This window comes from Niallia tiangongensis, from assembly GCF_044704065.1.
Lineage (GTDB): Bacteria > Bacillota > Bacilli > Bacillales > Cytobacillaceae > Niallia > Niallia tiangongensis.
Genome location: NZ_CP162613.1, coordinates 2,607,520 through 2,628,995 on the forward strand (window position 1 = coordinate 2,607,520; position 21,476 = coordinate 2,628,995).

Annotated in this window: 20 protein-coding genes, 2 pseudogenes and 1 riboswitch; of the genes and pseudogenes, 15 read left to right on the top strand and 7 right to left on the bottom strand. The window is 35.7% G+C overall.

Annotated features, from left to right (window positions below):
- Positions 1 to 106 precede the first annotated feature (106 nt).
- A complete protein-coding gene (locus AB3U99_RS12425) occupies positions 107 to 1,309 on the top strand; it encodes a chromate transporter (protein ID WP_400241422.1) in 1,203 nt (400 codons plus the stop codon).
- Positions 1,310 to 1,365: 56 nt separating this feature from the next.
- Here AB3U99_RS12425 and ribE (AB3U99_RS12430) read toward each other — a convergent pair whose 3' ends face one another.
- The 3 genes and pseudogenes from ribE (AB3U99_RS12430) to ribE (AB3U99_RS12440) form a co-directional block, all read right to left on the bottom strand.
- On the bottom strand, positions 1,366 to 1,839 hold the full coding sequence (ribE, locus tag AB3U99_RS12430; RefSeq protein WP_400241424.1) for a 6,7-dimethyl-8-ribityllumazine synthase: 474 nt from the start codon (positions 1,837 to 1,839) through the stop codon (positions 1,366 to 1,368).
- 30 nt (positions 1,840 to 1,869) lie between these two features.
- Positions 1,870 to 2,460: pseudogene (ribB, locus tag AB3U99_RS12435) on the bottom strand (3,4-dihydroxy-2-butanone-4-phosphate synthase); the annotation flags it as partial.
- A gap of 177 nt (positions 2,461 to 2,637) precedes the next feature.
- Positions 2,638 to 3,291 carry a riboflavin synthase gene (ribE, locus tag AB3U99_RS12440; protein WP_400241426.1) on the bottom strand — a complete coding sequence of 218 codons (654 nt, stop codon included), beginning with the start codon at positions 3,289 to 3,291 and terminating at the stop codon, positions 2,638 to 2,640.
- 421 nt (positions 3,292 to 3,712) lie between these two features.
- Positions 3,713 to 3,921, bottom strand: a riboswitch (FMN riboswitch).
- Between the two features lie 181 nt (positions 3,922 to 4,102).
- Between ribE (AB3U99_RS12440) and AB3U99_RS12445 the strand changes: the two genes are divergently transcribed.
- The 14 genes and pseudogenes from AB3U99_RS12445 to AB3U99_RS12510 all read left to right on the top strand — a co-directional run.
- Complete coding sequence (locus AB3U99_RS12445) at positions 4,103 to 4,867, top strand: MBL fold metallo-hydrolase (RefSeq protein WP_400241427.1); 765 nt, start codon at positions 4,103 to 4,105, stop codon at positions 4,865 to 4,867.
- A 168-nt stretch (positions 4,868 to 5,035) separates the two neighbouring features.
- Entirely contained in the window at positions 5,036 to 5,455 is a 420-nt protein-coding gene (locus AB3U99_RS12450; RefSeq protein WP_400241428.1) for a nucleoside 2-deoxyribosyltransferase, read from the top strand.
- Between the two features lie 69 nt (positions 5,456 to 5,524).
- A complete protein-coding gene (locus AB3U99_RS12455; RefSeq protein WP_400241429.1) occupies positions 5,525 to 6,280 on the top strand; it encodes an exodeoxyribonuclease III in 756 nt (251 codons plus the stop codon).
- 200 nt (positions 6,281 to 6,480) lie between these two features.
- Positions 6,481 to 7,455 (top strand): ring-cleaving dioxygenase, encoded by a 975-nt coding sequence (locus AB3U99_RS12460; RefSeq protein WP_400241430.1) that lies wholly within the window; start codon positions 6,481 to 6,483, stop codon positions 7,453 to 7,455.
- 73 nt (positions 7,456 to 7,528) lie between these two features.
- Positions 7,529 to 8,329: an HAD family hydrolase gene (locus AB3U99_RS12465; protein ID WP_400241431.1), complete on the top strand. Its 801-nt coding sequence runs from the start codon at positions 7,529 to 7,531 to the stop codon at positions 8,327 to 8,329.
- Between the two features lie 97 nt (positions 8,330 to 8,426).
- Positions 8,427 to 9,485, top strand: a complete 1,059-nt coding sequence (locus AB3U99_RS12470) for an undecaprenyldiphospho-muramoylpentapeptide beta-N-acetylglucosaminyltransferase (protein ID WP_400241432.1) — start codon at positions 8,427 to 8,429, stop codon at positions 9,483 to 9,485.
- Between the two features lie 160 nt (positions 9,486 to 9,645).
- A complete protein-coding gene (locus AB3U99_RS12475; RefSeq protein WP_400241434.1) occupies positions 9,646 to 10,980 on the top strand; it encodes a DEAD/DEAH box helicase in 1,335 nt (444 codons plus the stop codon).
- A 50-nt stretch (positions 10,981 to 11,030) separates the two neighbouring features.
- The gene (locus AB3U99_RS12480) at positions 11,031 to 11,615 is read left to right on the top strand and encodes a branched-chain amino acid aminotransferase (RefSeq protein WP_400241435.1); all 585 of its coding nucleotides are present in this window, start codon (positions 11,031 to 11,033) and stop codon (positions 11,613 to 11,615) included.
- A gap of 64 nt (positions 11,616 to 11,679) precedes the next feature.
- Positions 11,680 to 12,036, top strand: coding sequence for an STAS domain-containing protein (locus AB3U99_RS12485; RefSeq protein WP_400241437.1), 357 nt, complete (start codon positions 11,680 to 11,682; stop codon positions 12,034 to 12,036).
- Positions 12,037 to 12,201: 165 nt separating this feature from the next.
- Complete coding sequence (locus tag AB3U99_RS12490; protein WP_400241438.1) at positions 12,202 to 13,011, top strand: Fpg/Nei family DNA glycosylase; 810 nt, start codon at positions 12,202 to 12,204, stop codon at positions 13,009 to 13,011.
- A gap of 117 nt (positions 13,012 to 13,128) precedes the next feature.
- Complete coding sequence (gene dacB / locus AB3U99_RS12495; RefSeq protein ID WP_400241439.1) at positions 13,129 to 14,619, top strand: D-alanyl-D-alanine carboxypeptidase/D-alanyl-D-alanine-endopeptidase; 1,491 nt, start codon at positions 13,129 to 13,131, stop codon at positions 14,617 to 14,619.
- A gap of 827 nt (positions 14,620 to 15,446) precedes the next feature.
- Positions 15,447 to 15,791, top strand: coding sequence for a TraX family protein (locus AB3U99_RS12500; protein ID WP_400241441.1), 345 nt, complete (start codon positions 15,447 to 15,449; stop codon positions 15,789 to 15,791).
- Positions 15,792 to 15,904: 113 nt separating this feature from the next.
- Positions 15,905 to 17,029, top strand: coding sequence for an IS4 family transposase (locus AB3U99_RS12505; RefSeq protein ID WP_400241442.1), 1,125 nt, complete (start codon positions 15,905 to 15,907; stop codon positions 17,027 to 17,029).
- A gap of 681 nt (positions 17,030 to 17,710) precedes the next feature.
- A pseudogene (locus AB3U99_RS12510) lies at positions 17,711 to 17,908 on the top strand (diguanylate cyclase domain-containing protein); the annotation flags it as partial.
- Between the two features lie 66 nt (positions 17,909 to 17,974).
- On the opposite strand, the gene AB3U99_RS12515 reads toward AB3U99_RS12510, so the two are convergent.
- From AB3U99_RS12515 to AB3U99_RS12530, 4 genes are all read right to left on the bottom strand, one after another.
- The gene (locus AB3U99_RS12515) at positions 17,975 to 18,925 is read right to left on the bottom strand and encodes a nucleoside hydrolase (RefSeq protein ID WP_400241443.1); all 951 of its coding nucleotides are present in this window, start codon (positions 18,923 to 18,925) and stop codon (positions 17,975 to 17,977) included.
- A gap of 282 nt (positions 18,926 to 19,207) precedes the next feature.
- On the bottom strand, positions 19,208 to 19,834 hold the full coding sequence (locus AB3U99_RS12520) for a viroplasmin family protein (protein ID WP_400241444.1): 627 nt from the start codon (positions 19,832 to 19,834) through the stop codon (positions 19,208 to 19,210).
- Between the two features lie 199 nt (positions 19,835 to 20,033).
- Entirely contained in the window at positions 20,034 to 20,252 is a 219-nt protein-coding gene (locus AB3U99_RS12525) for a hypothetical protein (RefSeq protein ID WP_400241445.1), read from the bottom strand.
- Entirely contained in the window at positions 20,221 to 21,375 is a 1,155-nt protein-coding gene (locus tag AB3U99_RS12530) for an ISLre2 family transposase (RefSeq protein ID WP_400241447.1), read from the bottom strand. The genes AB3U99_RS12525 and AB3U99_RS12530 overlap by 32 nt, the downstream gene beginning before the upstream one ends.
- Between the last annotated feature and the right edge of the window lie 101 nt (positions 21,376 to 21,476).

Below are 21,476 nucleotides of genomic sequence, written 5' to 3' on the forward strand. Positions count from 1 at the left end.
TCGTTTGACGCTTTATTAATTTTTTGTAAATTTTTCATTCATTAACTTGGTTAAATAGATATCGTCCTTTATGATAAAGATTACTAATTAATTTGGAGGTTTTTTATTGGAAAAAGCAAAACAATCGAAGAAAAGGAAAACTTTTTTAGAAATTTTACTTATTTCCACAAAGCTAGGATTCACATCATTTGGTGGGCCTGTTGCTCATTTAGGCTATTTTCACGATGAATATGTACGTCGAAGGAAATGGTTGGATGAGAAAAGCTATGCTGATTTAGTTGCCCTTTGTCAATTTCTACCTGGTCCAGCGAGCAGTCAGGTTGGGATTGGGATAGGAATTTTACGGGGAGGACTCCTCGGCGGGATCCTTTCTTTTTTAGGGTTTACACTACCTTCTGTTATTGCTCTGATGATCTTTGCTAGTGTAATAGAGGGCTTAGACTTAGGGAACGCAGGTTGGATACATGGTCTTAAAATTGTTGCGGTTGCCATTGTTGCACATGCGATACTTGGTATGGCAAAGAATTTAACACCAGACCTAAAAAGAAAGACAATTGCACTTTTTGCATTAGTACTTACACTCTTATGGCAAAGTGTCTTTTCTCAAGTAGGAGTTATTATATTATCAGCTATAATCGGCTATTTTCTCTATAAACAGCAATCGATGCAACACAATCATGGAGATGTTTCTTTTCCACTTTCGAAACGAGTAGCAAGTATTTCGTTAATGCTATTTTTTGCGTTACTTTTCTTTTTACCTATCATTCGCGAGGTATTTACATACCAATGGATTGCCATGTTTGATAGCTTTTATCGTTCTGGTTCTCTTGTTTTTGGAGGAGGCCATGTAGTGCTGCCTCTTTTAGAACGTGAATTTGTTCCTGGTGGATGGTTGAGTGAAGAAGCATTTCTTGTTGGATACGGTGCAACACAGGCAGTTCCTGGTCCTTTGTTTACATTTGCTGCATATATTGGAACGGTCTTGAATGGATGGGGAGGGGGACTTCTTGCGACATTCGCCATATTTCTGCCAGCCTTTTTATTAATTGTTGGAACACTCCCATTCTGGAATTCCTTAAGAAAGAATCCGAAAATTCAAGGTGCGTTAATGGGCGTAAATGCTGCGGTTGTTGGCATTCTAATATCTGCATTTTATCATCCTATTTGGAGTAGTAGCATCTTACAGGCAAGCGATTTTGCTTTTGCAGCCATTTTATTTTCGATGTTAGTTTATTGGAAGCTGCCACCATGGATTATTGTTATTACTGGTGCAGCTGGTGGAATACTGCTTTCCTATTTACCAATATAATATTCTAAAAAACCTATAAACGAGTGATTGTATCTCGCTTATAGGTTTTTGCTTTTTTAAGCTTGTGTTAACTGGTTATATAAATTACCCATTTCAATCGCATTAACCGCAGCTTCCCAGCCTTTATTTCCAGCTTTTGTGCCTGCTCGTTCAATTGCTTGCTCAATGTTTTCCGTAGTAAGAACCCCAAATATAACAGGGATTTCCGTACTTAACGAAACATTTGCTACACCTTTTGCGACTTCATTACTTACATAGTCAAAATGAGGTGTTGCCCCGCGAATAACAGTTCCAAGCGTGATAATTGCATCATATTTACTAGACGCAGCCAGTTTTTTGGCAGCTAAAGGAATTTCATATACGCCAGGAACCCACATGACAGAAATATCTTTCTCGTTTACGCCATGGCGATTTAACGCATCTTCTGCTCCAGATAAAAGTCTAGTTGTAATAAATTCATTAAAACGGGACACAATAATTCCAATTTTTAAGCCAGTTCCAATTAAATTTCCTTCAAATACTTGTTTCATTTTCTATTCCACCTTTTGTAATAAATTTTGTCGGTATTGAATTAAATCTTGAATCGTAATCATTTTTAAAGCAAATTTTTCAGCAATTAGCTTTAAATCATTCACTCTTGCCATTGTTCCGTCTTCTTTTAAAATTTCACAAATAATTCCAACAGGTTTTGCTCCTGCGAGCATCGCTAAATCAACTGCAGCCTCGGTATGTCCATTGCGATTTAGCACGCCGCCATCCTTTGCAATAAGAGGAAAAATGTGACCTGGTCTTGTAAAATCATCAGCAATGGTATCTGAATCAACCATTTTGCTTATTGTATAGGCGCGTTCATACGCACTAATTCCTGTTGATGTTTCTTTATGATCAATACTGATTGTAAATGCAGTGCTTCTCGGATCACTACTATTAGTAACCATAGGAGGGAGGTGTAGTTTATCTGCTAAAGCTTGTTGAATAGGAACACAGATTAGGCCACGACCCTCTTTTGCCATGAAATTGATCATTTCGGGAGTGACTTGATCTGCCAATCCAATGAAATCTCCTTCATTTTCCCGATCTTCATCATCACAAACAATGATTACTTTGCCTTTTTTTAAATCAATTAAAGCATTTTCAATGGAATCAAACATCGTTATCTTCCTTTCGTTGTATAAAGTGAAACTTCCATCAGTGGTGGTCTTCCTTCATCCCACACTGATGGTTAGTTGAACCATGCGGACCTTTACGGACAGTTGATCTCCCGCCTATCTTTCTCGAATTCTCATAATGGAGTCTTACTGTCCGTTAAGAGTGGGAAAAATTCATGATTAAAAACCATTTTCTCTTAAAAATGAAGCAGTTAGTTTTGATTCTCTTTTTATGAATGGATCTTTGTCTCTATTCATAAAGGAATAAAAATATTTGGCCAAAAGATCAAATTCGATATTAACAAGCTCACCTTTTCGCTTATTCCCAATCATGCTGACTTTAGAAGTATGTGGGATGAGCGATACATTAATAGAGGTAGGAGTCGTTTTAAAAATAGTTAAACTCGTTCCGTCAATTGTGATAGAACCTTTATCCATTGTTAGGTGTATTTGATCCTCTGGAATCTGAATTTCTACTAATGTGCTATTTTCGACCTTTTTTGTCGAGATAATCGTACCTGTACAGTCAACATGGCCAGACACAAAGTGCCCGCCAAACCTTCCGTTGGCAGCCATCGCTCTTTCTAAATTAACGCTTGTGCCACTATTTAGAAGTCTAAGGGTTGTATCATTAAAAGTGTTTGGCATAACATCAACTGTAAATAAATTGTGTTCAAAGGAAGTGACCGTTAAGCACACACCATTTACTGCAATGCTGTCACCGATTTTTATATCCTCTATAATTTGTTCTGCTTGGATCACTATGGAAATCGTATGACCCGTTTTTTTACTATGCTTCACAACACCTAATTCTTCGACTAGTCCAGTAAACAAAGGAAATTCCTCCTTTCTGCAGAGTGTATTTTAAAGCTCTTAAATAGCTCAAGGGGTCCAAACATTTTTTAATGGATAGAAAAAATATTCTAAAAGTCCATGAAAAAATACAAAATAAAACCCCGTATAAAAAACTCATACGGGGTCAAAAACATACTTAAATAAACGTATCGTACGAAAGAACAGCTGTTTTTTCATTGATTGTTTTTTGTAAATAACGCTGTCAATGGATCATTCAATCCTTTTTCGAAAAAGAAAGAACGGTTCTTAGCTTCAGTATATTTAGAAACCATACCTTATACTTGAGCACACCTTATTACAGCATCACCAAATACAACAAAACAATTCTATAGAAAAAACAGGAAAAAGAAATTCAAATAATCCTTTTCGTTCTATAAATCATACCATTTTGTTTATTGTTATTTGCCTTCTCCCATCCAGACTTTACTGTCGGCTTTGGTTTCTCACCAAATCCACCGTTTTATAAATTGGCCATATGTATGCAGATACACTGAAAAATAGCTACTGTAATTAACCAATAATCAATCTTATAAAACGGGTCACGGGCTTAGAGTTTTACGTACACTCATCACCGTCGGTTGGGAATTTCACCCGACCCCGAAGGCGATCACACATATTGTGTAATCATAACTATTTAATTAACTGTATCGTACACCTTTTCATTTCAATTATCAATTATTTTCTCTTACACACTATATTTACACTACAAGGAAAGTAATAATTCAACTTGATAAGATGTGTTTCTTTTATTGATTTGGTCACACTAAAAGTAAAAAGTGGAGGCACGAGAATGAAAATTGCAGAAAATGTATTTGGCTATCGAACAGCAATTGCTAATATAGCATATATAGCAGGATTAGGATCTATGAAGGAGGATTGGGTACTTATCGATACAGGTGTTCCCTATTCAGCGCCGTTTATTTTGAAAAATATAAAACCACTGTTCCATGAAAAGAAACCACTAGCAATCATTTTAACTCATGCACATTTTGATCATATTGGAGCATTACAGACACTCGTTAATGAGTGGAATGTCCCTGTATATATTCATGAAAAAGAGATTCCCTATTTAGAAAGCAAGAAGAAATATCCCGCACCTACACCATTCAAAGAAAAAGGGATGATGTCATTTCTTTCTCCGTTTTATCCGCGAGATGGGATTGATTTTCATTCCATAATAAAACCTATTTCAAGTGAAGATTCCTTACCATTTTTAATGGGATGGAAATGGATCCATACGCCCGGACACACGGTCGGACATATTTCCTTATTTAGAGAAAAAGATCAGTTACTTCTTGCAGGGGATGCACTTATTACAGTCAAACAAGAATCACTTTTTGCAGTCTTAACACAGAAAAAAGAGATTCATGGCCCACCAGCATACTTTACACCAGATGTAGAAACAAGCTTCAGATCGATAGAAAAGCTGCAATCGCTAGACCCAAAAATTTTATATACAGGGCATGGAGTACCAATGTATGGAAAAGAGATAAGGGAAGGAATTAATGAACTTCTTTCTCAGCATAGTACAGGGAGTTTAGTAAAAGGAATCTAGTTTATTATAATAAAATTATGTTAACTAAAGAGGCAATTATAATTTCACAGCTACATTTAATTGATAGTTGAGAAAAATTACGATTTGCCTTTTTATTATTTCATCATTCCTTACCAATGTGATTTGCCGTATAGTAAGGATAGAGAAATTACATAGCAGGAGGAAATCGTGAATTTTTATATTGCATCTAGTTTTAATAATAGCGATATGGTAAGAAAACTTTCCCAAGCTTTAGAGTTAGAAGGACAGAAACAATTATACGATTGGACACAGAACAACAGAGCACACACAATGGAATTATTAGCAAGCATTGGAAAACAAGAAAAGGAAGCAGTTTCAAATTCCGATTTTTTCATTCTGATTCTCCCAGGTGGAAAAGGAAGTCATACCGAATTCGGAATCGCTCTTGCTCTTCATAAAAGAATTTATATTTACTCGTCAACAAACGATTTATACGATTTTGATAAAACAACTACTTTTTATCATTTAGATCATGTTAACAAGTTTGTTGGAACCTTTGAAGCATTTACTGAGTACATAATTAAACAAGAAATCAAAAGTAAAACAACTATTTCTTCCAAGATATAATCCTTTAACGAATACCCATTTCATGATACTCTTATTTATTAGAAGATTGATATAGTTAGGAGTATTTTTATGAAATTAGTAACTTGGAATGTTAATGGAATCAGAGCCTGTGTTAAAAAAGGCTTTGTGGATTTTTTTCAGCAAATAGATGCAGATATCTTTTGTCTTCAAGAAACAAAGCTCCAAGAAGGACAAATTAAATTAGAATTAGAAGGCTACCATCAGTTTTGGAATTATGCTGAAAGAAAGGGCTATTCAGGAACAGCCGTTTTTACAAAGGAAAAGCCTCTTTCAGTCCATTATGGCATTGGGGAAGACTTTGAAGAATTAGAAGGGAGAGCCATTACTTTAGAGTTTGAAGACTTTTTCCTACTAAATGTGTATACACCAAATTCAAAGCGAGATTTAAGCAGATTGTCCTATCGAGTAGAATGGGAAAAACAACTAAAGCAATATATTTTATCACTTGAAGCAGTGAAGCCGGTGATTTATTGTGGTGATTTAAATGTAGCGCATCAAGAAATCGACTTGAAAAATCCGAAGCCGAATATTGGAAATTCAGGCTTTACTACGGAAGAAAGAGGGGAAATGACTAGCTTACTACAATTAGGTTTTGTAGATAGCTTTAGATATTTATACCCAGAACGAACAGATGTCTACACATGGTGGAGCTATATGGCAAAGGTAAGAGAAAGAAATATTGGATGGAGAATTGACTATTTTATCGTCTCCAATCAATTAAAAGACAATATTTCTGATGTAAATATCCATTGTGATGTAATGGGAAGCGACCATTGTCCTGTGCAACTTGAAATCCAAATATAATATAAATAAAGGGCATCATTTTAGCGAACATTCTAAAGATGTAATCATATCTTTAGAATAAAAGGCAGATGCCCTTTTTACACTTTGTGCTAATTACCTTACCTATATTGAAAACTATTTCTTGGTTACAAACGCTGAATAATGGAAGGATATATATTATCATCGATTCATCCATACATAATTAGAAGGAGGAATTTTATATGAATTTAAAAGGAATTCATCATGTTTCTGCCATGACAGCGAAGGCGAAAGAAAATTATGCCTTTTACACAAATGTACTAGGACTTCGACTAATAAAGAAAACAGTTAATCAGGATAATCCTTCTGTCTACCATCTATTTTACGGAGACGAACAAGGAAATCCTGGGACAGAGCTCACGTTTTTTGAAATTCCTCATATGGCACCTAACAGAGAAGGGGTAAGCAGTATTTCAGCAACCTCGCTTCGGGTGCCCAGTGATAAAGCGTTAGAATACTGGATAAAACGCTTTGATGACTTTGGCGTCACACATGAGGAAATCACAGAAAGAGCTGGGCGGTTGACAGTAGAATTTAGAGACTTTGAAACACAGCGCTTTTTCCTAGTGTCAGATGAGCATGATCCCTTCGTCAAATCAGGCATTCCATGGGATAAAAGCCCGGTTCCGACTGAATTTGCAATCACAGGTCTTGGTCCAGTCCAATTAACGGTACGTCGTTCAGAGTCCACTATTCGTGTATTAACCGATTTACTTGGATTTCGCTTAAAAGATACCTATCCATCCACTATCGAAAATCAACCACCTATACAAGTTTTTGAGACTGGCGAGGGAGGTTCTGGCACAGAAATCCATCTAGAGGAACGAACAGATATAAAGGTACAGCGACTTGGCAGAGGGGGCGTACACCATGTAGCCTTTCGCGCCGATAATGAGGAAGAACTACACACTTGGATCGAAAAAATGAATGATTCACGCTTTCAACATTCAGGTTTCGTTGATCGATTCTATTTTAAGTCCCTTTATTTTAGAGAACCGAACGGAATCTTATTTGAAATTGCTACAGATGGACCTGGATTTGCTACAGATGAAGCATTAGAACATTTGGGAGAATCACTCGCACTTCCACCATTTTTAGAGCCAAAACGAGCAGACATAGAAGCTATATTAGAACCTTTAGATACAAGCAGCAAATAATCTCAAAGAAAGCGATAATATATGCTAAAATAAAGAAAGTATTATTGTTGGAATTGCTAGGGGGAAAAAGAAAATGAAATGTGTATCCATTGATTTAGATGGCACTTTACTAGATGACCATCATCAAATTTCAGAAGCAAATCGAAATGTTATCCAAAAATTAAAGGATCATCATATTGATGTGATTTTAAATACAGGACGCCAATACGCAGATGTTATCAAAGTAGATGGTGTTAAAGAATTAGAGCTTCCGATTTTTTGCTTAAATGGCAGCATGATGTATGATGAAACAGGAAACCTGCTTTATGAAACACAAATTTCGATTGACTTATATCAAACCTTGCTAAAAGCATTGCAACAGCTTGAGGTAGGGATTCTTGTTTATACGAATCAAGGAGGATTTCCAGTAACCTTGCCAATGCTCCGAGGGAAATCTTGGGATGAGATTCAAGCACTATTCGATCAACAAGATTATGAAGCGATCCTCCATTTAAAAGATGTTAAAATCTACAAATTAATCGCTGTCGTCGATGAAACACAATTGGAGAAAATTGATAGAGTGAAAGAAGCTTTAAAAAAGCATGATACGATTTCTTTCTCTTCTTCTTTTCCAAATAACTGTGAAATCACTTCAAGTGAAGCACAAAAAGGAAAAGCGATTAGACGCTATGAAAACCTGCGAAAGCTTACCTTTGATGAGGTATATTCTTTTGGGGATGGCGGTAATGACGTAACCCAATTTGAAGTATCTACAAGATCTTTTGCGATGGAAAATGCTCCAGAGGAAATTAAAAAAAGAGCAAGCGATATTACGAAGAGCAACAACGAAGATGGCGTAGCATTTGCGATTGAAGAGATTCTGAAATTAGTGTAATCATCATATACTAGAATAGTTTAAAGCCAGATTCCTTATGGTAACATCTGGCTTTTTCGCTGCGAATATGGAAAAAAGAATAGGAGTTTGATATATTTTGAAAAAAATTGTGTTTACTGGTGGGGGATCAGCTGGGCATGTTACCCCTAATATCGCCATCATGAATGAGTTAAATAAACATGAATGGGATATTTCGTATATTGGAAGCAAAGCAGGAATTGAAAAGGATTTAATTGAAAAAATGGAAATTCCTTATTATTCGATTTCTAGCGGGAAGTTAAGAAGATATCTATCAAAAGAAAATATCAAGGACATTTTTAAAGTAATAAAGGGCTGTTATGATGCAAGAAAAGTGCTGAAAAAGATAAAACCAAACGTTGTATTTTCGAAAGGGGGATTTGTTTCTGTACCTGTTGTCATTGCAGCCCGTCAATTAAAGATCCCTGTCATTCTTCATGAGAGTGATTTAACACCTGGCTTGGCAAATAAATTATCTGTGCGATTTGCATCGAAAATCTTCACATCGTTTGAAGAAACATTACAATATCTTCCTACGGAAAAAAGTAAAGCGATAGGATCTCCGATTCGAAAAGAAATACTCTCTGGCTCGGCAGCTAAAGGCAAGCTTTTTCTAGGGCATACTAGTCAAAAGTCGATTCTTACCGTTATGGGCGGCAGCCTAGGCGCAAAAAAAATTAATGAAGTCGTTCGTGATAATTTAGATACACTATTACAAACCTATCAAATCGTCCATCTATGTGGCAAAGGCAATCTTTCAGAAGAGCATGCAGGGATAAAAGGCTATAGACAATTTGAGTATGTGTACGAGGAATTAGCCGATATTTTAGCAGCAACGGAAGTAGTCGTTACAAGAGGGGGATCGAATTCTATCTTTGAATTTCTAGCATTACGCATTCCAATGGTGATTATTCCCTTAACGAAGCAGCAAAGTAGAGGCGATCAGATATTAAATGGGAAAGTCTTTACGGAAAATGGTTACTCCTATATGATAGAAGAAGAATCGTTAACAAAAGACCATTTCCTTCATACGCTCAAAGAAATTCAAAGAAATAGGGAGTTAATGATGGAAAAAATGCAACAAAACAAAAGCAAAAATGCATTAGAGGAAATTATAAAAGAATTAAATCGTTATTAATATAAGCATATGTCAGGCTACAAGTAGAGTTTGCATGTTCATCTCTATCTGTAGTCTTTTATTTATCTATGGAATAAGGTTACTTGATAATTTCTTCAGAAAAAGACAAAATATAAAAAATGGTAATCGCTATATAAGCGAAGGAAAGTAGGTAGGAATAATGCAATCATTTACAGAAATCGGTTTATCTACAGCAATCATCGACAAGCTCAATAAACAAGGAATTAAACAGCCAACCCCTATTCAAACAAAGGTCATTCCACCACTCCTTAAAGGAGGCGATATAATTGCCCAAGCACAAACAGGGACAGGAAAAACATTTGCTTTTGTATTGCCGATTTTAGAAAAAATGGATACAGATACAAATCACGTTCAAACGCTAATCTTAACGCCAACAAGAGAACTTGCCATTCAAATAACCGATGAAATCATGAAAATGAAACAAGCGGCAGTAAAGGTTCTAGCTGTTTACGGAGGGCAGGATGTGGATAAGCAATTGAAAGTCTTACAAAGAGACGTATCAATTGTAGTAGCTACACCAGGCAGATTAATTGATCATATCAAACGAGGAACAATTGATTTAAGTAAAATCTCTTATTTTGTATTAGATGAAGCAGATCAAATGCTTCATATTGGATTTTTAGATGAGATTAGCTATATTATGAGACATATCCCTAAGTCGAGACAAACAATGTTATTTTCTGCGACCATTTCAAAGGAAGTGGAAAAGCTTGCGAAAAAATATACAAAAAATGGAGAATATTTTACAGTGGAAGCAAAACAAGGCCCTGCAAAAACTGTTAAGCAAGTAAGTATACATACAACCGATCGTGCCAAGCAAGGTACGTTAATGACCTTAGTTAAGGAAGCAAATCCTTATATGGCCGTCATTTTTTGCCGAACAAAGCGTCGCGTGACAAAATTATATGAAGTATTGCTCGCAAATAAATTTAGCTGTGGCCAATTGCATGGTGATTTGTCGCAAACAAAAAGAGAGCAAGTAATGAAAGCATTTCGGGATGGGAAATTTCAATTATTGATTGCTACAGATGTTGCGGCAAGAGGATTGGACATTGATGGAATTACCCATGTTTATAATTATGATATTCCACAGGATGCAGAAAGCTATGTGCATCGAATCGGCAGAACGGGAAGAGCTGGATCAGAAGGATATGCAGTAACCTTTTATTCCTCTGATGATAGACCCCTGTTAGATACCATTGAGGAACAATTGGATATTAAAATTGAAAAAATACAGCAGCCAAAAAAGACCGAAAAAAATAAAAAAGATATAGAAACGAAACCATCTGTAAAGAATGACAAAAAACAAGCTTCTCCTAGAAATAATAGAGAGACGCACCGTTCATCTACATCTGATAAACAAAGTAATGAAAGCAAGCGCAAACGTTTTTCAGACAGCAGTAAGAAGTCAAGTACATTCCAATCACCTGCAAAAAAACGGACAAAACCAAAGAAGAGAACAGGAAAAAGATAAATACTTTAGTCAAAAGATCAGTAATTTAACGTTGAAAGGAGCTCATTCCATTGTTAAAAACGGAAATGAAAAATTATCTAGAAAAATCACAAAAAGAAGGAAAAGTTGTTCTTTTTGAAGAAGAATTGAATTATGTTAGAAAAGAAGAGCTTTCAGAAGATAATATAGTTGTCGGAAACACAGCAGAGCGTTTTTCTGATCTATATATGGAGCTTGCGAACAAAGAAACGGACGAAGTCGTACAAGAAACCATAGAGGTTACTCTCTTAAAGGAAGAGGTTCAATACTTAGAAAAAAATATAGATGTATATCTCTATGTGGAAACAAAAGCGTTCGAGGTTATTGCTATTGATTCTATGTCATTAGAAGTAGATTCAGTCTTTGGAACATATGAAATATTATGTGGATTAAAATCTCCCAAAAAGAAGGAAAAAGAAATCCGTGCGTTTATGGTAGAGCATTTAGTAGGAGAAAATAGTAATTACCATCTCATGTTTAATGGGAATGACGGTGTATGGGATATTAATTTCTCTTTAGAGAAAGTCAATGGTTTCCATAAAGATATGGAAATCGGCGAAGCATTAAAACTAGCTTATGTATTTTTGTTTGCTTTACAAGACAGATTATCCGCTTAAGGCGTATTTTTAAAAGAGAAACACAATCGATTTCGTAAGTGAGGGAGAGAAACGCACAAAAGAATTGTCTACTTTAATAAAACATCTATCGACACCAGTAATGCCTGTTATGCAAGGAATAATAGCAATAATTTCCCTAATTGTAAAATTTAATGATGAGCGTTTTGAAGATTTACTGCAAAAAGGATTGAAAGAATTTTCCGAGCGTCGTGCAAGCTTCCTGTTGCTTTATTTAACTGGGATTAGTGAATTCGATTCCTTTATCATTTTTCGACTTCAAGGCTTAGTGAAAGCAATCGAATTAATTGGAGGAGAATGTGTACTTGTTGGCATTAAGCATGCAAATTATCTATTCTGGTGTAGATTTAAAACATATTCAAACATTTGCGACATTGGAACAAGGCATCCAATACGCCATTGAAGAGCTTGAATATCGTATTGAGAAACAAGTTATGCATAAAATATAAGATATGAAAGCCATAGATTAGTAGAATTTTATTTCTACTGACTATGGCTTTTTTTATTTTACTTATACTTTTCTTTTATCTGGAAAAAATAAGGATGAAAAGTCAAAGGAGCAGATACAATGCCTGAATTACCAGAAATGGAAAACTACAGAATCCTTTTAAGTAAGTTCATTGTCAACCGACCAATTACTTCTGTGGCAATAAATCGAGAAAAATCAATCAATATGCCTGTTCCGGCCATCTTAAATCAAATGCAAAACGCAACCATCATTCGAATCGAAAGACGAGCAAAACATCTACTTTTTCATCTATCCAATCAAAAGATTTTGTTACTTCATTTAATGCTTGGTGGATGGATGTTTTACGGTTCAGAGGAAGAAAAGCCAAAACGAACGATTCAAGTTCAATTATCGTTTGGAAATAACCATCTATGTTTTATTGGATTACGCTTAGGGTATCTTCATTTGCTAACGCAAGCAGAGTGTGAGGAAAGACTAAAGGAGCTTGGTCCTGAACCTTTGGATACTCGTTTTAAAGAGGAAATCTTTATAAACATAATAAAAACAAGGAGAGGGGCTTTAAAGCTTAAATTAGTCGATCAACATTTTATCTCTGGAATCGGGAATTGCTATTCAGATGAAATATGTTACGAGGCACAGCTTTTGCCAACAAGAAAACTAGAAGACTTAAAGGATCTAGAGGTAAAAAATCTTTATCATTCTATGCAGAAAACACTAGCTGCGGCAACGAATATAGGTGGATATATGGATCATCCCCTCTATGTAGACGATACAAAAACAGGTAGCTACAATGACCTTTGCAAAGTATATGATAGAGAAGGGGAAGCATGCCAACGTTGCCAGAATAAAATCATGATGATCAAAATTTCTTCTAAAAAAAGTTTTTATTGTCCTGGCTGTCAGTTTTAATTATTTTTCTGCATATAATAGGAGTAATTTTAAAAAAAATGGACAGACTATTCCTTTAGCCCGCTTTACGCGCAACTTATCCTTGGTGAAAAGAATGATATGATAAGGAGTGAGAAAATGGCTTTATTGAAAAAGGGGATATTACTAATATTGATATTCTCCATTTTCCTATCTGGCAGCAGACCAAATACTTTCTCTCCAAAGGCTTTAGCAGCTGAAAATCATAAAAAAGCAACGCTATCCACTGAACTTGAATCTCTCTTAAATTCAGAACCTGAACTGGAAGGGAGCCTGGCAAGCATTAGCATACGCGATCAGGAATCTGGCACCATCCTTTTTGAACATATGAGTGATTTACGATTAACACCAGCCTCCAATATGAAGTTATTGACATCCGCCGTTGCCTTAAAAGTATTGGGGGAGGACTATCAATTTATTACGGAAATCTATGGAGATGGAAGAGTGGTAGATGGGCATTTGAAAGGAAATTTGTACATAAAGGGGAATGGAGACACGAGTCTACTCGCAGCTGATTTAGAAAAAATGGCAAAAGAACTGAAGCATAAAGGAATCCGTTACATTGATGGTAACGTCATTGGTGATGATTCTTGGTATGATGATACACCATATTCCGTTGATTTAGCCTGGAGTGATGAATCAACCTATTATGGAGCGCCAATCTCTGCTTTAACCTTGTCACCAAATAAAGAATATGACGCAGGCACAGTACTGCTCGAAATAAAGCCTGGAAAAAATATTGGCGAGCCTGTCGTAATCAACAGTATTCCTAGAACATCGGAAATAAAAATAAAAAAGAAGGCGAAAACAGGGGATAAAGAGTCTGGAACTAGCTTGAAAGTGGAGAGAAAACATAATAGTAAAGTGGTCACTGTTACTGGGAGACTACCTATTACTACTTCTCTAAAAAAAGAGTGGGTTTCAGTAGATAATCCTACGAAGTATACATTAGACGTATTCCAGCAAGCATTAAAGAAAGAAGGAATACAATCGAATGGGGCAGTCAAAAAAGGAAAAACTCCACAAATAGCCTCCCTTATTACCACCCATGCTTCGATTCCTCTCTCTGAATTACTCATTCCATTTATGAAATTGAGTAATAATACGATTGCAGAAACTTTAATCAAAGAAATGGGCGTTGTTAAAAAAGGGAAAGGAAGTTTTGAAAAAGGATTAGCGGTTGTAAAAGAAGAATTAATTGCTTTCCAATTGAATCCAAACAATATGCTTATCCGCGATGGAGCTGGCATATCTCCTATAGACTATATTTCGGCAAATGATTTGAGTCTATTTCTATATGAAGTTCAAGCAGAACCTTGGTTTGCAACATTCAGTCAAGCATTACCTGTTTCAGGTATGGAGGAACGAATGGTAGGAGGTACGCTTAGAAATAGATTAAACGGAGAAAACACCAAAGGGAAGGTTTTAGCAAAAACAGGAACCCTCACCTCTGTCAGCACATTATCTGGATATCTGGAAAGTACAAACGGAAAAAAATACATCTTTTCCATCTTATTAAATCATCTCGTGGATGAAGAAAAAGGAAAAGAAATAGAAGATCGGATCATCGAAACATTGGCAGAATATTAATTTTTTACTCTAGACCATATTTTTGATTCTTTTTGAAACAGGATTAGAAATATGGTCTTTTTTCTATTTGACTTTGAGAGGAAAGTCTTTCTCTAAGTGTTTCATTTCTTCCCTTCCAATCATTGAGATAAGTGCCATACTTATACTATAGTTTGAAGAATATACCACAGGGATATGATTATTAATTGCCATTTTTTTCAGAATTTTAATAATATTAATCGACATATTCTACCTAATATTATACTCTATCTATATATTATATTAGGAGATAATAGGAAATGAAAAACGTTAAAAACATTTACAATATTATCTTTATTCAGTTTTATTCTAACTTTTGGGATATCATCCTTTGCTGAAGAAGATTACTTTATTGAGGGAACACCAGATGAAAATATTATCATTCGAAATATAGGAATAACTACTAATCTTACAAAGCCTGATTCGGAAATTAGTTTATTTGGTACAAGTTCTCTCATTACGACTTACAATGTTGCAACTAATGGAAGAATGACATTTTCTGGTTCTGCTAATGTATCCAAATTATACACGAATAATTTGTTCTATGGTAAAACCTTTTATAGAATTGAAGTGAAAAACCAGCATAGTAGTACATTAAAGGTGAAATTAGTAAAGTACAATGCATGGGGCAATGTAAATTCTTGGACTGTGAAATCAGGTAATACATTAGTTACTTTTTATACCCTGCTGTAGCTAACGATAAATACTTTTTAGAATTTGACGCACCAAGTTGCTTTAGTGGATTTGTACAATAATATTATAAAAGGCATCCATTATTTCGGATGCTTTTTTTTAAAAGGATCTTTACGATGTCTACGTCTATATTGAAAATCATAGCCTTAATAGCTATGATAATAGATCATTATGGAGAATTTTTTCCGAACACTCCTGAATACTTAAGATGGATAGGGAGAATATCTATACCAATATTTATTTATTGTGTCTTTATAGGAATCCAGCACACCTCGAATAAAAAGTTGTATTTTTTCCGCCTATACATGGCAGGAGTAATAATGTTTTGTATAAATTTAACGATAAATCATAATTTTGAAATAGAAATGAACTTTGAATTAACTAATAACTTTTTTTCAACATTGTTTTTATCTGCTATTATTATTTATTTATTTCAGGCCACTAGTGTCGCTCTAAAATAATTCAACACAAATTTTAAAACTGAATTTTCTGCAACTTGATTTTTCCATAAAAAAATCCTTTATAATGGTTTGGTGGTAGTAACCTATCCAAATCCACAATAAAGGACATACGCATGGATAAGTTTACACGAAAAACATCATTTGAACAATGGTTTTCACCGCTTAATCAGACATTATTAGAAGAACAGGTGAAAACACATCAATTAAATTACTATACAAAGAAGCTTTATACGGCTTCCTTTTTGAAATTACTTTTGTATGCGCAGCTCCATGAAACCGAGAGTTTACGGGCTTTGAGTGACGCTGTATTTTCAGACGATTTGCAATGTGCTACAGGGTTGAACTCGATTAGCTTCTCCCAATTAGGAAGACGAATCAATACAATTCCAACTGAGTTCTTTCAAACGATTTTTTTAGATTTGGTCGCCCAAATCCATAAGAAAACAGATTTTGAAAAACGAAGAAAGATTTCGACACCACTGAAAATCATTGATTCGAGTACACTCCCACTTAATTTAACCAATCATACGTGGGCAGAGTTTCGAAAGACAAAATCGGGTGTAAAGCTTCCCTTACGCCTCGTGTTCATGGAAAAGGGTTTCTCTTATCCAGATAAAGGAGTGCTTACGAATGCCATCGAACACGATCGAGGTCAGCTAGAAATATTCATTGACGACAAAGAATGCATGTACGTATTCGACCGTGGTTATTTAGACTACGAACGTTTTGATCGCATGACGGATGATGGCTATTTCTTTGTCACAAGACTTCGCAAAAATGCCGTAGTACGAGTACTTGAATCATTTACACTGCCTACACATTCCACGGTTTTATCGGATGAAATGGTGGTGATTGGTACAACTCAAAATCGCTCAGAAAACGTGTTTCGTCGACTGAAATTACTTGATACAAAAGGCAAAGAGCTAACCTTACTAACGAATCGATTTGATTTAAGTGCAGATGAAATCGCCGAAATCTATAAATCACGTTGGGCGATTGAACTCTTTTTCAAATGGATGAAACAACATTTGAATATCAAAAAGTTCTATGGTCATAGTGAGCAAGCTGTACACAATCAAGTGTATATAGCGATGATTGTGTATTGTTTGAACGTATTGGCCCAGCTGAACTCGAATAGCGACCGAAGTTATTTACAAATTAGTCGCTATTTAAAAGCAGCTCTCTGGAAATCCGCAAACATTTGGTTACGCAAAATCAAAGGAAAGTGCGTGCCATAAGGACTGTAACAGTCGTTGTTGGATAAGTCACAGGTTATAGTAAAAAAATGGATGTTTACTACCTTAGTTTTGGTGTTTTCATTTTTTCTTAAAAATATGGAAAATTCAAAACTGAAAATTCAGAACTTATTTATGCGACACTAGTGATTTCAGGCAAAAAATATTAAATTGGTCTGTCTATTTTTATTTTGGCAGATATTAAGTACTTTCTTATGTTTTTACTTATCTGAATTCTTAGTAATAATACCAAGTGCTTCTTATCTATTTTATGGTTCTATCTTTGGAAATATATTTTTTGTTGAAGGTGGTATTTTTATCGTACTAATAGGTGCAATATTTGCTGGATTTCAAAAAAAGAAGACACTTAGTATTTGTTATACCAGCTATTGTCTGTTCCTCTTTCTTTTATTTGAAAAACGTGGAGGGATTCCATCGTACTTTCCGTCTCACTTAATCCCATTTTTCGGCTATCAATGGATGATGATAACTGCTTTACCATTAATACTGCTTTATATTGGGAAAAAAGGAATTGGATTAAAGTATCTTTTTTATTTCATTTATCCTATCCATATTATTATTTTTTATTTTGTTGGTACAAGGAGTTAAAGTACTCAACTAATTATAAATAAAGACTCTTCTCAAGCAGTCAAAGTAGCAAATGAATGAAAGAGCAAACTCGCTGCAAAGCAAATAGAGCATAACTTCTCGAAAGTTGGTCCATACCTTACTGCAAGTATCGGTATTGCAACAGTGATTCCTAAAGAAGAGCTTTCTCCTTCCTTATTGATTTTAAAAGCGGATGAAGGACTATATGAATCAAAAGAAAAAGGAAGAAATACCTATACAGCCATTGATGTAGATAAGGTTTATAGCCATTAATATAGTAAAATATAAAAGACCATTTCCATTCCTATTAAAGTAATAGGAGGGAAAATGGTCTTTTTTTTAATCGTTTTTCGCAAGTTTCGCTAAACCTGTAATGTAATCAAAAAAAGCATCGCGATTTACATCATATACAACTGAAACAGGGCGACCTTGTTCACTTAGTAAGGTTCTACCTTGGGAAGGTGCTTCTGTTAAAGCGATTGATTTCACTTCTTTCATTTTAACCAATTCTTTTTTTCCAATCGTTGCAGTGGTTAAAACATCCCATAAATAATAGGTAGAGTTTGTTTCCACATGAACAAGAGGGGGACAAGCCGCATAACATTGCCCAACGAAATCGACACCTGTAAATCTTCTTAATGATGCCCATTGATTTCGTACGGAAAGGGTTAGCGGCACTTGGTTTGTACTTTCTAATGCCACCATTTCAATCGTTAAATCGCTAGCCCACACTGTTGATACAGCCCACGGATCCCAGAACGCATTCCATTCCGCAGTTCCATCATGCTCCGGCTCTTGCACATTACCAACCTCTAAGAATGTTCCCCCCATCCAAACTAATTTCTCAATTTTCGCTTGAATATCTGGGGCAATTTCTAATGCTCTTGCCAAATCTGTTAGCGGTCCTGTAAATAAAAGCGTCGTTTTATCCGGATTTTCTCTGACAGCTTTAATTAAATGTTCATGTGCAGGAAGATCGCTTTCAGGTGCAGTTACTACGCCACTTTCATTTAAAATCGGCAGTGCATCTACATAAAAAGTATGCATTCTCCACTCTTTCGGAAAAGGGTTTACTCCACGAGAATTGGATCTAGCAACTTCAACTGCTCCATTACCAAATCGATCAATAATCTTTCTACTTGCACTAATACCAGGCTCTAAATAGCCATCTGCCGGAATGACGGATACACCAATTAATTCCACTTCATCCATTTGTAGTAGAAGAAATAGGGAAACTAAATCATCGATTCCTGCATCATGGTTAAAATAAACTTTCTTCGTCAAAGACATTCACTCCTATGTATTACAATCTTTTATAAAGCTCATTCTATTATACTATCAGATTCATGCGAATAATTAGTTAAAAAACACTAGATATTTGTTATTTTTCTAGTTCTCTTCTAAATTACTTAGAATAACTCATTTATGTAGACAATTAAATTTATTGGAGAAACTTTACCTACACAAAGAAAAAGATCTTAGCATAATCTCCAAGTTCTTTTTCTTTATATACCTAGATGCGTATTGTTTCTATTATCGATTAATAGATTTGTTATTTACATAATCGTGAAGTTATTTTCGTCCAAAATCAGCCTTAATCTCTCCATATTTATTCGTATCCCATTTTAAAATCTTATTCGAGTAGCTGTTTTCCTTGAGCCACTTTTCTGCGCGTTCGATTAATTGCCATAATTCTTCTGTTCGCTTGTCTCGCACTAAGGTAGTGTTTGCTTTTTTATTTCGAACCCAAGAAAGAGCGGTTATACTGTCACTGTAGATGGTCGTATTCTTTCCTTGTTTTTGCAAAAGGCTTAGCGCATGTACGATGCCTAAAAATTCACCAATATTATTCGTTCCAAATACTGGCCCATAGTGGAAGAGAACTTCTCCCGTTTTCGTATGTACTCCACGATATTCCATCAACCCAGGATTGCCGCTGCAAGCAGCATCTACAGATATGCTGTTTTCATCAATCGCTTCAAATGATGTGCCAGCCTGTTTTTTTGAGGAAGAGCCTTTCGTCGAAGTTTGACCAAAATTCCCTCCTTGATTAAAGGCTTTTTCTGCTTCCTCCAATGTTGGAAAGGATTTAAAAGCTGCTCCTTTAAATCCTTTTGTCTGTTTTTCGCATTCAGCCCAAGTACGATAAATCCCTGGTTTTCTTCCACTCCATACAACATAATATTTTTTCCCTGCCATTCACTAAAACCAACCTTTCACATCCTATTTATTAATCATATCATACAATGAAATCGAAGCACAAAATAGGCATTTAGCCACGATTGAGTCAAGTTTTTGTGGGAGTTTTTTTAGCTCCCTTTTTTATAAAGTAAAACCTCTAAGTTTGTATCCGCTTTCCAATTGGTTTTGTTCTTCCAACTGTTGATTCTCTCATTTTTTAAAAACCTTTTAATCCCTGTAAGGCAAAGTGAATGGGTTTTCCAATCGCCTGATTTAAGTATGGAATGTTCTGACGCACGGTTTCTGTCACTAATTTTGTGGATATTTTTCTTTTCGGTCGATGCTCTTTCTTTGATTTTTCCGTGGCTTTTTCCCATTTTCCATATATCGTTTGGATAGATAGATCATCCTTCAACCCAATCCACAAACGTGCCATGCTCATGACGCCTTTTTTGCTCCATGCTCTTCCATTTTTTAATCGTTTGGCTAATTGATTGATTCATCATTGCTTCTGCACTTCCCATTGGTCGATACGCTGTCGTGTCCACGCCTTTCTCCTGTAACCAACTACGATAATCTTTTATGGTTTCCTGATGATGCGTTAAAAAGGCGAGGAAATGCGCTAGTTTTTCTTCTTCTTCTGGTGTATCCATTGTTCCTACTGCACTATTCAACTCTAGAAGTAATGTTTCTACCTGGTAGTTTTTTAATGCTCTTCTCATGTAGCGGAATCGGGGATGGCTCTTCATTAGCTGTTTCATCGAACGAGCGACATGAAAACGATCCATAGTGAAAAAGGCCCGTTCCCGAAAATACTCCCGACATGCCGTTATCCAGCCTGCTCCATCGCCATTAATAATAAGCAAGGTTTGGGTTGGATCATACGCATAATGATTCTGTAAGAATGTTTCAAAAGCTTCCCAAAAGGGTTCTTTTCCTTCATAGAGAAAATGCCTTTTATTTCGGAGCCTGACTCGCTTTCCGTTTTCTTTCCATCCCTCATGTACAGCGGCGAATTTCAACTCCCATCCACGCTTTTTCTTTTCTTGACTCTTCACATATAATCCATCTACTTCGACAAACAACACCTTTTGAAAAGGGCGTTTTTCCTTAGCGGGAAGTACGCTTGTATGAAGAAGATGTTGCCGTAATGCTTCGTGGCTCATCGCCGAATAGCCTAAAAATTGTTCGAACGTTTCCACCGCCTTTCGATAGGAGGAACCATTTGTCGCTAATTCTAGCCCCCATTCTTCTAATAGTGGACTAAACCCCTTATTCCCTTGAAACTGTAAGTAGTGATCTAACAGACATATATATTTTTTGGTCACACGATCGAAATAATAATTACGCTTCAGCTCCACTGCTCCAAACGCTGTATCTACTCGTATTTCTCGTTTATCTCGTAAAGCAAATCTTCTTTTGTCTCGTTGCTGGGCAATCTCTAGATCCCAATTTTCTAATGTTTGAACAAGGATTTCTTGAAAGGTCATTTGTAGTGTTCGAAATAAAGTTTTTTCCAATTCTTTTAATGATGGTAATTTTATGTTACATTCATTCATGAGAGCCTCTCCTTTTCGTAGTGTTCTAGTCAAACTCTACTTTACAAAAGGAAGCTCTCTTTTTTAATGCTTAATTTTTTCCAGCTACCGCGCTTTCGCTT